At 39.0% G+C, this 14,831-nt stretch carries 11 protein-coding genes; 1 reads left to right on the plus strand and 10 read right to left on the minus strand.

What is annotated here, in order from left to right; all coding sequences use genetic code 11:
- Positions 1-3: 3 nt before the first annotated feature.
- From serS to VEIT17_RS06620, 9 genes are all read right to left on the minus strand, one after another.
- Positions 4-1,284, minus strand: a complete 1,281-nt coding sequence (serS, locus tag VEIT17_RS06580) for a serine--tRNA ligase (RefSeq protein ID WP_178885352.1) — start codon at positions 1,282-1,284, stop codon at positions 4-6.
- Between the two features lie 124 nt (positions 1,285-1,408).
- Positions 1,409-2,362 (minus strand): cation diffusion facilitator family transporter, encoded by a 954-nt coding sequence (locus tag VEIT17_RS06585; protein WP_060924961.1) that lies wholly within the window; start codon positions 2,360-2,362, stop codon positions 1,409-1,411.
- 167 nt (positions 2,363-2,529) lie between these two features.
- Positions 2,530-3,810: a guanine deaminase gene (gene guaD / locus VEIT17_RS06590; protein WP_060924962.1), complete on the minus strand. Its 1,281-nt coding sequence runs from the start codon at positions 3,808-3,810 to the stop codon at positions 2,530-2,532.
- A gap of 62 nt (positions 3,811-3,872) precedes the next feature.
- Positions 3,873-6,041 carry an ornithine decarboxylase gene (gene speC / locus VEIT17_RS06595; protein WP_178885354.1) on the minus strand — a complete coding sequence of 723 codons (2,169 nt, stop codon included), beginning with the start codon at positions 6,039-6,041 and terminating at the stop codon, positions 3,873-3,875.
- A 168-nt stretch (positions 6,042-6,209) separates the two neighbouring features.
- Positions 6,210-7,733, minus strand: a complete 1,524-nt coding sequence (gene lysS / locus VEIT17_RS06600) for a lysine--tRNA ligase (RefSeq protein WP_178885356.1) — start codon at positions 7,731-7,733, stop codon at positions 6,210-6,212.
- Positions 7,734-7,762: 29 nt separating this feature from the next.
- Complete coding sequence (gene greA, locus VEIT17_RS06605; protein ID WP_005387241.1) at positions 7,763-8,236, minus strand: transcription elongation factor GreA; 474 nt, start codon at positions 8,234-8,236, stop codon at positions 7,763-7,765.
- A gap of 126 nt (positions 8,237-8,362) precedes the next feature.
- Positions 8,363-9,349, minus strand: coding sequence for a tRNA dihydrouridine synthase DusB (gene dusB, locus VEIT17_RS06610; protein WP_155087100.1), 987 nt, complete (start codon positions 9,347-9,349; stop codon positions 8,363-8,365).
- 88 nt (positions 9,350-9,437) lie between these two features.
- A complete protein-coding gene (locus VEIT17_RS06615; RefSeq protein ID WP_155087099.1) occupies positions 9,438-10,205 on the minus strand; it encodes a type III pantothenate kinase in 768 nt (255 codons plus the stop codon).
- Between the two features lie 9 nt (positions 10,206-10,214).
- Positions 10,215-11,189 carry a biotin--[acetyl-CoA-carboxylase] ligase gene (locus VEIT17_RS06620; RefSeq protein WP_155087098.1) on the minus strand — a complete coding sequence of 325 codons (975 nt, stop codon included), beginning with the start codon at positions 11,187-11,189 and terminating at the stop codon, positions 10,215-10,217.
- 171 nt (positions 11,190-11,360) lie between these two features.
- On the opposite strand from VEIT17_RS06620, the gene VEIT17_RS06625 reads away from it, so the two are divergent.
- Positions 11,361-12,704, plus strand: coding sequence for a threonine/serine exporter family protein (locus tag VEIT17_RS06625; protein ID WP_155087097.1), 1,344 nt, complete (start codon positions 11,361-11,363; stop codon positions 12,702-12,704).
- Positions 12,705-12,850: 146 nt separating this feature from the next.
- On the opposite strand, the gene ftsH is transcribed toward VEIT17_RS06625, so the two are convergent.
- Positions 12,851-14,779: an ATP-dependent zinc metalloprotease FtsH gene (ftsH, locus tag VEIT17_RS06630; RefSeq protein WP_119208255.1), complete on the minus strand. Its 1,929-nt coding sequence runs from the start codon at positions 14,777-14,779 to the stop codon at positions 12,851-12,853.
- Positions 14,780-14,831 lie beyond the last annotated feature (52 nt).

A 14,831-nucleotide genomic window follows, 5' to 3' on the forward strand; every position in this document is an offset into this window, starting at 1 on the left:
CTCTTATTTCGCTGCCTTGATTACCTCTACGCCACCCATGTAAGGTACAAGCACCTTAGGAATCACAACAGAACCATCAGCTTGTTGATAATTTTCCAAGATAGCTGCTACTGTACGTCCTACAGCAAGACCAGAGCCATTTAATGTATGAACGAATTCTGGTTTACCTTTAGGTCCACGACGGAATTTAATATTTGCACGACGAGCTTGGAAATCAGTCATATTAGAACAAGAAGAGATTTCTCTGTACTTGCCTTGAGCTGGCATCCATACTTCTACATCATATGTTTTAGCAGAACCAAAGCCAATATCACCTGTACAAAGTGTAATTACACGGAATGGTAATTCTAATAAGCGCAATACTTCTTCTGCATTGTCAGTTAACTTTTCTAATTCTGCATAAGAATCTTCAGGTTTAGCTAATTTAACCATTTCAACTTTGTTGAATTGATGTTGACGGATAAGACCGCGTGTGTCACGGCCTGCAGAACCTGCTTCAGCACGGAAACATGCAGTAAATGCAGTATAGTATTTTGGCAAATCTTCTTCGTTCAAGATTTCACCACTGTGATAGTTAGTCAATGTAACTTCAGCTGTAGGAATCAAGAAGTATTCTGTATCCTCTACATGGTACATATCTTCAGCAAATTTAGGTAATTGACCAGTACCTGTCAAGGTTTCACGAGTTACCATATATGGCGTCATCATTTCAGTGTAGCCTTGTTTATCTACATGAAGATCAACCATGAAGTTAATGAGAGCACGTTCTAAACGAGCACCCAAACCTTTATATACAGTGAAACGAGCACCGCTCATTTTACCAGCGCGATTGAAATCAAGAATGTCGAGATTTTCACCTAAATCCCAATGAGCTTGTACATCAAAATCAAACTGACGTGGTTCGCCCCATTTACGTTGCTCTACATTTTCATCTTCATCAGCACCAACAGGAACAGATGCATCACACATGTTTGGCAACATCAATGCCGCATCACGTAATTTTGCTTCTACATCGCGAATACGATTATCAAGCTCAGCAATTTCATCGCCTACTTTTTTCATTTTTGCGATTTTATCATCCGCATTTTCTTTATTGCGTTTTAATTGGCTAATTTCTTCAGTTACGGAGTTACGAAGAGCTTTTAACTCCTCTACTTTACCGATCAACTGACGACGTTCATCATAAGCGGATACAAAGGTTTCTAAATCGCCTTTCGTATGACGATTATCTAAGTTTTGTTGCACTAAATCAATATTTTCACGGACAAATTTCAAGTCTAACATACTATAAACCTCATCTTCCAACTATGCTACGAACAATATATTCAATACGTTTAAGTATACCATATATTGGTGTATTTATCATTAAATTATAAGCTACCTACTAGATTTCTAATTAATTTTTATACTATTCATCATCATCGTCTTCTAGTAAATAATCTTTCGCCATCCATTTTCGGGTTCCTGTGAAAGAAATGGTTACCCATTTCTCCGTTGGGTTCCCTCCGATTTCTTGGTCAATTTCATTGCGAATTGCATCGATTTCAGCAATTGTCTGATATGGGAAGTTCTTAGGAACTAAAATATCAATTTCAATAATTCGAGTGTTGCCATATACTTGTACGCTGGAAACATAATCCTTGAAATTGTACTTTTCCATAAAGCGATCCATAATTTCCTGCACTTCATTATGCAATGAAGTTGGTGCCCACCCCAACACTTGTTTTACAGATGGGATGATAATGCGGAACGCAGACGGTATCATTTGCACCGCTAATACAACGAGAACAATGGGGTCAATATACGCTGCCCAATCAGCATATTCAGTTTCTTCTAACATGATAGCTACGACGAAACTGATTAAGATAGCTGCTTCTAACAAAGCATCAACATACCAACTTACATTATCAAATTTAATTAAGTTAGACTGCAGACTCTTATTAATACGACGCACATATAAGTAATATATAGTGTCCGCCACTGTAAAGAAGATGGCATAGTAAATAGCTGGTCCAAAATCTACATGCCGTCCCCCCGATATAAGGTCCGTAATGCCACTAGATAAGGCATAAATTACGATTAGCAATATAAAAAAGCCTTCTACGGCAAGTACCAAAGGTTCAAACTGCCAATAGCCAAATTGGAAGCGCTTACTCGTTTCACGGGCTATTAACTTGGCCGTCATGAGCATCATGATTTTAATAACAACATCGACAAAGGAAAATACACCATCTAATAAGACCGCGCTAGATCCTGTAACAATACCCATTATAGTGCCACTTACTGCTACAAGGGCCATTAACCCTACGGATTGCATAAGTAACTTCTGTTCTATAGAGCGTCTTGCCCCTAATATATCCATTAAGTCCCCCACTTTCTTAATTTGTATGTCTTTTTATTATACACCAAGGGTATTGATGCGCAATATGAGGTCAAAATAAAACAGGTAGCTTGCATGCTATACAAACTACCTGCTATGGATACTATGTAAATTCTTTTTTTATTGCCCGCTTTAATACAGGTTAACTATTAACCTTGAGGATTCGGTAATACCTGTCCCGCTACATAGCGTTCAACAATATGTCGGTCATCACCAACATATAACCAACGCTCTAATCGTTCTTCTAAAGTGCGTTCATTAGGATCAAATAGTAATGTATCATCAATGATAAGGGCATCTAGTTCACAACCTTTTTCAAAGCTACCAACCTTACCAAAGAACTTACCGCCTCCCTTTGTAGCCATATAGAAAGCTTCACTTAATGTGAGAGGCGCATAATTTAAATCTACTTCCACCCATTTCATTTTAGATAATCCAATTGCTTCTGTAAGAACCTTCGCCATTGATACAATATGACCGCCTGAGATATCAGAACCCAAGCCAATCGGTATATTCCGTTTCATTAGCTTACGAATCGGTGCAATACCACTTGATAGGTTTACATTAGAATATGGACAATGCGATACCATAGTTTGAGTTTCTGCCATACGATCTATTTCTACATCGCTTAAATGAATGCAATGAGCCATCACTGTAGGTACCTGTCCCATTAAGCGATGTTCATAGTACACATCTGTATAATTTGGTGACTCTGGATGTAATGATGCAACCCAATCAATTTCACCGTGATTTTCGGACAAATGAGATTGAATTGGTACATTATATTCTTCTGCTAATTTCCCTAGTCCACTCATTAGTTCACTTGTACAGGATGGTACAAACCGAGGGGTAATTATAGGTTTTACTAAAGGACCAAATGGAACAGATTTTTCTAACCACTCTTTAGTATCCACTAATGATTGATTCGTTTCTTCAATCAAAAAATCAGGACTATTACGGTCCATATTTACCTTACCTACATAGGCTGATAATCCAGCTTTTTGTAAAAGTTCCATCAACACCAATGTACTTTCTTTATGGATAGTACCAAACAGTATACTTCTAGTAGTCCCATTGCGCCATAAATCCTGCACAAAGGCGCCATATACTAACCGTGCATAATCTGGATCACTAAACTTTGCTTCTTCAGGAAATGTATAGGTTTCTAACCATGGTAATAATTCTTTGTCCATACCAAGGCCACGATTACAATACTGCGGAGCGTGAGCATGCGTATCTACAAAGCCTGGAATGATGAGATTATCACCATAATCAGTAACCTCGCACTCTTCATAGGCTGGTGGAATACTTTCCCCACAATATACGACCACGCCATCAACGGCAATGATATATCCATGTGGAATAGATATAAATTCTGAAGGCCGCGGTGTATATAATATATTTCCTTTTAAAATAAGTGTTGAATTCATATAACCTCCTTGCGTGATGAGAGCCCTAAAACACTATGCTCGAATAACACGCTAGATTTTCTTTAATATTCTTTTTTCAATACATAGCCATAGGCTTGTTTATATCCATTTGATTGTTCTGTAATGTATACACCTTGTATTTCCGGCGTAAAACCAGGCAGTTGATTAATACCGTCTTCTAAGGCTAAGAAATAGTCACACGCAGTCTTGGACCAACGCTCCCCTGGCTGCACACATATTACACCTGGCGGATACGGAAGAGCCCCTTCAAGGGCAATACGTCCTTCTGCTTCGCTTAGCGGTACTAATTCTCCTTTATTTCGTTGGAACTCAAAATTTGCCTCTTGTGGGTTCATTACATAGTCAGGGAAGTATTCACGCGAAAATAATCGCTGTTGCAGAAGGCTTACATTTCTAGACTTATAAAAGTCATGCATTTCTTGGCATAACTGACGAATGTGATAGCCTTTATATTTATCTATATGACCATAGTAAATCGATGGCAACACCTCTTCCATCGGTACATCGAGATCTATGAGTTCTTCAAACCGAACAAGCTCCGCCACTAGAGCATCCATCTTATACTTAGATTCTGCTGGTGTCATGAGGAATAAGATCGTATTTAAATCACATTTTTCAGGAATAATTCGATTTTCTCGTAAATAATTAGCAAGAATATTTGCAGGGATGCCAAACTCTTCATATTCTCCAGTTTCCACATTGATTCCTGGCGTAATCAACTGGAATTTACAAGGATCGATAAAGTACTGCCCTTCACCATAGCCTTTAAAGGAGTGCCATTTTGCATTTGGTTCAAAGGCAAAATAACTCACATCATTAGCCATCTCTTGTGTATTGCCTTCTTCCCACTTCTTACCATGTACTATAGGTGGTACTAAAGGTCTCAGATATTTGCAGTGGCTTAATACCGACTTACAGGCATCAATTCCTACTTCAATACATTCACGCCACAATTGTTTCCCCAATTCACCTTCATGTATTTTGGCATTTACATCGAGAGATGCAAAGAGTGGATAAAAAGGTGATGTGGAAGCATGCATCATAAAGGAGTTATTAAAATGCTTATGATCTACATAACGGTCTTGTCCTTTGATATGTTTATCTTTCTTATGGATTTGAGAGGTTTGTGAAAAGCCAGCTTGTTGCTTATGTACTGATTGAGTAACTAAAATGCCAGGGTCATTTGGACCCAATTCTAACAACAACGGACTACAGTCTTTCATCATAGGAATAAACTGTTCATACCCAACCCAAGCAGAATCAAAGAAAATATAGTCGCAAAGATGGCCTATTTTATCTACTACTTGCCGCGCATTATAAATCGTACCATCATAGGTTCCTAGTTGAATAACTGCTAATCGAATGGGCCGTTTTGCATTTGCTTTTTCAGGTGATTTTTCAGCCACTAATTGACGTATATAACTTTCATCAAAGCAATGATCCAAAATACCACCAATGGAGCCAAAAGGATTGCGTGCTGTTTCAAGATATATAGGCGTAGCACCAGACATAACGAGGCCACCATGGCAGATAGATTTATGATTATTACGATCATATAAAATAATATCCCCTGGTGTTAAAAGAGCATTAAGCACCACCTTATTCGCAGAAGATGTACCATTCAATACAAAATAGGTTTTATCCGCATTGTAGACCTTAGCTGCATGTGCTTGAGCATCATACGCATAGCCTTCATGAATTAAGAGATCCCCTAATTTTACATCTGCATTGCAAAGGTCAGCTCTAAATATATTCTCTCCAAAGAAATTGTAAAAGGCACGACCCGTAGGATGTTTATAGAAGAATTGGCCCCCTTGATGACCTGGACAGTCAAACTGTGAATTTTCATCCCCTACATAATCAGATAAAGCCCTGAAAAATGGTGGTAAAATAGATGCTTCATAGTTTGCTACAACTTTCTCTATCTCTGATGTACAGTCGTCGATACTCATAGATAAGAGCTCTATAATGGACGTAATACGATTTCCATAAAGAGATATATCTTTAGATGCATCAAGTCTTAAGACAATAACAGGTATACCAAAGGAGCTAATTTGATTATTATTCACAAGATCTAGCTCTCCATCGTCGATAACAACGGCACCTACATCTGTAAAATCTGTTTCAAAAACGCCAACACATATACGTCCTGCTATGGATTTAATTTTGGATTGCACGGAATCAGATAAAGCAACCTTTAAATGTTTCACAGTCTTCTCCTTTCGTAACTAAATATCATAGTCAACATATACTACAACACCACATATAGAATAAATAGAATATTCATAGAATACAATAATCATAAAACATAATATTCGTATCATATAACGAATAAAAAGGCTCTCTACTCAAAGAATAGAGAGCCTTTTGGTTTTAGATTATTCAGCTGCTTCTTCTTCAGCTTCAATATGCTTAGGAGCTTCTGGTTTCATCAATGGGAACAACAATACATCGCGGATGGATGCAGAGTCTGTTAAGAACATAACAAGACGGTCAATACCAACACCTAAACCTGCTGTTGGAGGTAAACCGTATTCAAGAGCTGTAACGAAGTCTTCATCCATACGGTGAGCTTCATCATCGCCAGCTTCGCGTTCTTTCAATTGATCCAAGAAACGTTGTTTTTGGTCGATTGGGTCATTTAACTCGGAGAAGCCATTTGCCAATTCACGACCATAAATGAACGCTTCAAAACGTTCTGTAGCCAATGGATTTTCACGACTTGCTTTCGCAAGTGGAGAAATTTCTTTTGGATGACCATATACGATAGTTGGTTGAATCAAGTTTTCTTCTACATAATCTTCGAAGCAAAGATTTAAGATTTTACCAATACCATCATTTTCTGTATATTCTACATTTAAACGATCTGCAATGGCACGAGCTTCTTCTACAGTAGTAACTGCATCAAAGTCTTCACCAGTGTATTTTTTTACACCTTCAGCCATTGTGATACGATTCCAAGGTGGAGTCAAATTGATTTCTGTACCTTGGTATGTGATTTCTTGTGTACCTAGAACCTCTTGTGCACAGTAGGACACAAGATTTTCTGTTAAGCGAATAGCATCCTCAACATCGCCATAAGCTTGGTAAGATTCGATAGTAGTGAATTCTGGGTTATGACGGTTGTCGATACCTTCGTTACGGAAGCAACGGTTCATTTCGAATACGCGGTCCATACCACCAACAATCAAGCGTTTGAGGTACAATTCTGGTGCAATACGCATGTAAATATCGATATCAAGCGCATTGTGGTGAGTGATGAATGGACGAGCTGCAGCACCACCAGGGATAGCATGCATCATTGGTGTTTCTACTTCCATGAAACCATCACGCATCATGTATTCGCGAATTTTAGCAACGATTTGGGAACGTTTTACAAATGTATCACGCACTTCAGGATTTACAATCAAATCAACATAACGTTGACGGTAACGAAGTTCTGTATCCTTTAAACCATGCCATTTTTCTGGCAATGGACGTAAAGATTTAGATAACAAAGTTAATTTGTTAACTTTAATTGTAACTTCACCTGTATGAGTTTTAAATACATGACCTTCTACACCGATGATATCACCGATATCAAGCATTTTTACGTATTTATAAGCCTCTTCGCCCAATACATCTTTACGGAAATATACTTGAATATCCCCAGATTTATCACGAACATTAGCAAATGCTGTTTTACCATGGGAACGGATTGTCATCAAGCGCCCTGCAATAACTACAGGTTGACCATCATATTTCAAGAAGAAGTCATCTTTAATTTCTTTTGCATTATCTTTTACAATAAAACGTTGACCAAATGGATAGATGCCATCCGCTTCGTATTCAGCCAATTTGTCGCGGCGAATTTGCATTTGCTCATTCAGCTCTTCTTGTACATTTTTAATTTCTTCACTCATGTTATCGCCTCTTCGTCAGTAAATGTAAATTATTGGATTGCTAACACTTTGAATGTAACAGGACCATCTGGTGTGGAAACTTCTACTTCATCACCTTTACGTTTGCCCAAAATAGCTTTACCTACAGGAGATTCGTTAGAGATACGATTGTTGAATGGATCCGCTTCAGAGGAACCAACGATAACATATTCTAATTCGTCATTGTACATTGTATCTAGTACCGTTACTTTGCTACCTACGGATACAACATCACCTTTTACGGATTCGTCGATGATTTTCGCAGTGTTAATTTTATTTTCAAGCTCTACAATATGACCTTCGATGAAAGCTTGTTCATTTTTTGCATCATCATATTCAGAGTTTTCACTGATATCGCCATATTCAATAGCTGTCTTAATACGTTCAGACACTTCAATACGACGTACAGATTTATAATACATTAATTCTTCTTCTAATTTCTTTAAACCTTCGGCGGTAAGTAATGTTTCTTTTACGTCTGCCATGGGTACCCCACTCTTTCTACATATAAATTAAATAAGAAAAAAGTGCCATAGTAAGATGACACCTTATCTTTTATTTCTAAATTATCTCAACCATTATATAAAAATACTATTCATTTGTCAATCTGTCTACATTTCAGACAATATTTTACGGTATGATTCTAGCTCATTGTGAAAGCTTGTTACAGTATGAATTGTATTCACACGATTGCGCCAATATGCAGATTCAGGGAGGCCCTTCATATACCAGCCTGCATGAGTTCGTATTTCCTTAACGGCCATACTTTCACCCTTATATTGACATAAGAGATCAAAATGCTTTAACAACATGTCGAGACGTTCAATATCGCTCGGCGCCGCCAATACTTCACCAGTCGCCAAATAGTGATGAATACGATTAAAGATCCATGGATTTCCCTGTGCACCACGGCCTACCATTACCGCATCACAACCCGTTTCATCAAGCATTTGCTTTGCATCTTCAGGCTCTACTATATCGCCATTACCAATAACCGGTACAGACACAGCCTCTTTTACAGCCTTAATATAAGACCAATCAGCATGCCCACTGTACATTTGTTCCTTAGTACGGCCATGTACTGCAATAGCCGCCACACCTGTAGATTCGATGCGCTTAGCAAAGTCCACAACATTGATGGAATCACTATCCCAACCGATTCGCATTTTTACGGTTACAGGCACATCGACGGCCTTAACCGCAGCCTCTGCTACACGAGCTGCTAAATCTGGATTTTTCATAAGCGCAGAACCATCACCAGAGGTTACTACCTTTTTCACAGGACAGCCCATATTAATATCTACAATATCGGCACCTGCATCAACTACTACCTTTGCGCCTAATGCAATTGCTTCTGGATTGGAACCAAAGATTTGCATAGATACAGGGCGTTCTACCTCTTCAATACGCAACAATTCATGGGTGCGTTCATTTTTATATTTAATGCCCATGGCGCTGACCATTTCGGTGCAAACCAAAGCGGCCCCATGCTCTTTAGCAAGTAAGCGATAAGCAATATCGCTGACCCCTGCCATTGGCGCTAATATGGCTTGTCCGTCAATTTTGACAGCTCCAATTTGCCATTGTTTATTATTCATATATATCCCCTAATAAAAAGGGTACAGCATAAGCTGTACCCGAATGTACACTACTTTGTTACATATTCGTAACTATATTATAGTAGCATTATTTATTTCTTTCGTAAATAAGGCGTAAACCTTCTAATGTAAGCATAGGTTCTACATGATCAATGCAGTCCGTAGCACTGCTAATGAGTTGTGCTAAACCGCCTGTAGCTACGACAGTTACATGATCACCCATTTCAGCTTTCATACGTGATACAAGGCCTTCCACTTGACCTACATAACCATAGAACATACCCGCCTGCATAGAGGATACGGTATTCCGGCAAATGACTTGACCTGGGTCTCTTACATCAATACGTGGTAATTTAGCAGCCCGTTGGAATAGAGCCTCTGCAGAAATGGTAACACCTGGTGAGATAACACCACCCATATAATCGCCATTACCTTTAACAGCACAATAGGTAGTAGCCGTACCAAAGTCGATAATGATTAAATCCCCTTCATATTGTTCATGCGCCGCCACAGCATTTACAATACGGTCAGCACCTACTTCACGAGGATTATCATACTTAATGGCGATACCAGTCTTAGTGCCAGGCCCAACAATAAGAGGATTTACATTGAAATAACGTAAACAAACGCGCTCTAATGTAGGCATCAATGGTGGCACAACTGAGGAAATGATAATATCTTTAATATCCTTCACATCAACCTTACGGTCATGGAAGAATAGGTTCATCATCAACATGCCATATTCATCGGTGGTCCGCACGCGATCCGTGGAAATACGCCAGTGACCTACAAGCTCCGTCTTGTCGTATACACCGAGAACAATATTGGTGTTCCCCACATCAATTACTAATAACATGAATGCCTCCTATTTGCGCGGACGAATTGATACGTCCCCTGCCACAATACGTTTAACTGTCCCATCTGGGATTCTTACTAATAAGTTACCATCTTCATCAATATCTGTAGCTACTCCTTCATAGGTATTTCCTGGTGCTCTTACTTCAATTTCCTCACCAAGCGTTACTGATAATTGACGCCATTCATTGAGCGTTTCCTCAAAACCACTATCGAGAACTTCATAATATTGATGTTCTAAAGACTCTAATATAATTTTAAATGCCTCTGTCCGTTCAATATCAATGCCTTCCATAGTTAAGGATGTAGCGATCAACTTCAATTCTTCCGGGAGCTCTTCTTGTTTAGTCTTTACATTGACTCCTATGCCCATAACAATATAGGAAATTTCCTCCATAGAGCCAGACATTTCAGTCAAGATGCCAACTAATTTACGACCATTCACAAGGATATCATTGGGCCATTTAATGCCTGCATCGGTGAGTCCCATTTTATGGAACGCTTTTGTTAAGGCTACGGCTGCCATCAAAGTACACTTTGGCGCTTCTACAGGTGCAAAGTCAGGGCGCAAAATGAGACTAAACCATAGACCTTTCCCAAATGGAGAATACCATCCTCGCGATAAACGACCTCGGCCAGCAGCCTGTTCCTCTGTTACAACAACAGTACCTTCTTCTGCACCTTGTTGTGCTAAATAACGAGCTTCTAGGTTTGTAGATTCGGTAGTGTCCATATAGACATACCGTTTACCAAATACATCTGTTTTTAAGATTTGCTTCATTGCTAATGGACTCAACAAATCAGGTTCCTCCAATAGTCGATATCCTCTCTTGGTATAAGATTCTATTTTGTAGCCTTTTTGACGTAATGCTTTGATATGTTTCCAAATAGCTGTGCGCGAAACATGACACGCTTCCGACATATCTTGTCCCGATACGAAACCACCTTGGTTTTGTCTCAAGAATTCTAATACTTCATCACGCATAGTTTAGAGCCCCTTTCTTTGTCAACCTAGGTTTACAATTCGATTGTACAAGTGTACCCTATAAAATGCAAGGGTTATTTAAAATAATTAATGGTATAATATATGTAGTATTAAGTTATACCGTATGCAAAAGATAACAATAGTATGGTCTATCATTATCTAGGGAGATATATGAAACAATTTACATTAGAAGAAAAAAATGAGGTTCTAGAGAATCCCTTTATCCATATTCATAGAAAGCTCGACGTCCTATTAAACGTAGGCAAACTACTCATGGAATGTGGTGCCGATACAAATCGAATCATTGAAGAAATGCTTAAAGCCGCCACATTTATGGGTATTCCTCATGATTATTTAAATATACATATTTCCTATACTACGATTATGGTCAATTTACTGCATAAAGAACGATCTATTACCGTATTTAGAAAAACACCTGTCCATGTACCCAATATGGCTATGATTAATGCAGTATCTAAACTAACTTGGCGAGCCTTTGAACGACATTATTCACTTACAACTTATGAACAGTTAATTTCAAAATTAGATTCCACTATTCCAGTATATCCTGATTGGATAAAGGGTATTGCTTGTGCCCTCGGATCAGCAGGCCTTGCCTTTTTGTATAGTAGCGATATGATAGCTTTTATTGTAACTGTTATTTGTTCTCTAATCGGTTATTTTGGTCGTACCTTATCGGTACGCTTTGGTTGCAATGAATATGTAGGCATTGCAATTGGCGGCTTTGCCGCCATGGTTTCTGCCTATAGTTTCTATTCACATATTGAACAAGATTCGTTAGTTTACGTTCTTGTTTGTTGTACCTTATTTATGATACCTGGTGTACCGCTTATAAACTCCGTTATCGATACCATCAACAACCATATTTTATCGGGAATTACAAGAGCTATTAGAACGATCCTTATCGTTGGTAGCATGACCTTAGGCATGGCCATGGCATTATACTTTAACCCTATGCCGGCCTTTAGCTTTGTAGATATTAAGCCTCATGTATTATCGATTGAGCAAATTATAGGGTCTTTTACAGCTGCTGCTTCCTTTGCGGTACTCTTTAACGCTCCTGTCCGATTACTAGTATCCATTGGCATTGGCGGTGTATTATGCGTATTTATCCGCAATTTATTAGCTGTTGAATTTGGCTTCTCCATTCCAGGTTCTACCTTTGTAGGCGCTGCTGTAATGAGCGTAATTTATGTAAAAGTTTCTACGTGGCTTAAAACATCTAGCACAATCATCATCGTCCCATCTGCTATAGCCTTAATGCCTGGCATTTTATATTACAGATTCCTCTTTGATATACTTCATATCAACGCACTATCAGAGTCTGGTTTACTTCATATGGTTCAAAACGGTGTAACAGGCATCCTCACTATTGTAAGTATTGCGGTTGGTGTAGCAATTCCAAATGTACTGGCTCAAAAATATTTGAAAGTATTAAAAGAGCGTAGAATTCAACAGCACTTGGCAACACGTCATATTAACGATGGCCAATAGATATGCCTCACCAACTACATTACTAGCTTCGCAATATAGATAGCATACTAATTACCTATAGCTAGTAATAGGTAATTATAATCAAAAGAACATATATAAAAAGAGCTGGCCCTCAACGAGGCCAGCTCTTTTATTTAGATAACTCATTATTTGATTTCATTAGAAGGTGTTTCACTAGGAGCATCCACTGTAGCAGTGTTCTCTTTAGCTTCAACCACCTCTGGTACGACAATACCTGCCGCTTCTAGAGCTTCTTTAGGCTCCTCAGTTTCTGGCGCTTTTGTTGTACCATATTTGTAAAGATTATCTACTGCTTTCGCATCGATTGTTTCTTCCTCTAATAAAGCATTTGCCATATCATGTAAGAATTTCTCGTTATCGCTAAGAAGTTTTGTTACGTCTTTATACGCTTCTTCAACAATGCGATGAATTTCAGCATCAATTTTTGCAGCAATTTCTTCACTGTAGTTGCGTTCATGGCCAAGGTTTTTACCCAAGAATACTTGTTCTTGTTGTTCACCAAATACGATAGGACCAAGCTCATCGCTCATGCCCCAACGCGTTACCATAGCGCGTGCTGTATTCGTTACGCTTTGAAGGTCACCAGAAGCACCTGTACTGATTTCATCTAAAATCAAAGCCTCTGCAATTCGACCACCAAGGGCTACGCGAATATCTGCCAATAATTGAGATTTTGTTTTGTAGTTTTGTTCCTCTGTAGGAAGCATCATAGTGTAACCACCTGCTGCGCCACGAGGAATGATTGTTACCTTATGAACAGGATCTGCATGAGGCAACAAATGTGCCACGATGGCATGACCAGATTCATGGTACGCTGTTAACTTACGGTCTTTCTCGCTCACAATATGACTGCGACGTTCAGGACCCATGCTAACCTTTTCACTAGCTTCTTCAACTTCAGCCATAGTGATAACTTTTTTGTTAAGGCGAGCTGCCAATAAAGCCGCTTCATTTAACAAGTTGTTCAAGTCAGCACCAGTAAAGCCTGGAGTTTTCTTAGCAATTGTTTTCAAGTCTACATCGTCAGCTAATGGCTTGTTACGAGCATGTACTTTTAAGATTGCTTCACGACCGCGTAAGTCTGGACGACCTACGATAACTTGACGGTCAAAACGACCTGGACGCAAAAGCGCTGGGTCAAGAATATCTGGGCGGTTTGTGGCAGCGATAGTAATAATACCTTCGTTGGCACCGAAACCATCCATTTCAACGAGCAATTGGTTCAATGTTTGTTCACGTTCGTCGTGACCACCACCAAGACCAGCACCACGTTGGCGACCAACCGCATCAATTTCGTCGATAAAGATGATACATGGAGCATTCTTTTTCGCTTGTGTGAAAAGATCACGCACACGAGAAGCACCAACACCTACGAACATTTCTACAAAGTCAGAACCAGAAATCGTAAAGAATGGTACCCCTGCTTCACCAGCAACGGCTTTAGCAAGCAATGTTTTACCTGTACCTGGAGGACCTGCGAGCAATACACCTTTCGGAATTTTAGCACCGATTGTTGTAAATTTACCTGGATCCTTCAAGAATTCTACTACTTCTTCTAATTCTTGTTTTGCTTCTTCAGCACCTGCTACATCTTTAAAGCTAACCTTTACGTTACCTTCACCCATCAATTTAGCACGGCTTTTACCAAAGTTCATCACTCGGCCACCGCCACCTTGAGTTTGTTGCATGATAAAGAAGAACAATACAACCAAGATGATAATAGGAATAGCAGAACCTAACAGGCTCATCCACCAAGCTGGTTGCTCAGGTGGAGCTGCTGTAATTTCTACGCCATTATCTTGTAATGTTTTAATTAATGTTTCATCACTTGGCGCATAAGAATTGAACTCTGTTCCATTTTTTAGTTTACCTTTAATACCATGATCATTGGTAATCGTTACGGACTCAACCTTTTTCTGTTGTACTTGTTGAATAAATCCTGTGTAACTTAGTTCAGATTTATTCGCACTTTGACCAGAGAAAGCGTCAATGGCGATAACGAAAGCGGCAATGATAAGTAAGTAAAGGACGATATTTTTTGTAAATCGACCCAAAAGATTACCCCTTTCAATAATAATTTAGTTGTATAAACGAATTGAGTACATC

Source organism: Veillonella nakazawae, from assembly GCF_013393365.1.
GTDB lineage: Bacteria > Bacillota > Negativicutes > Veillonellales > Veillonellaceae > Veillonella > Veillonella nakazawae.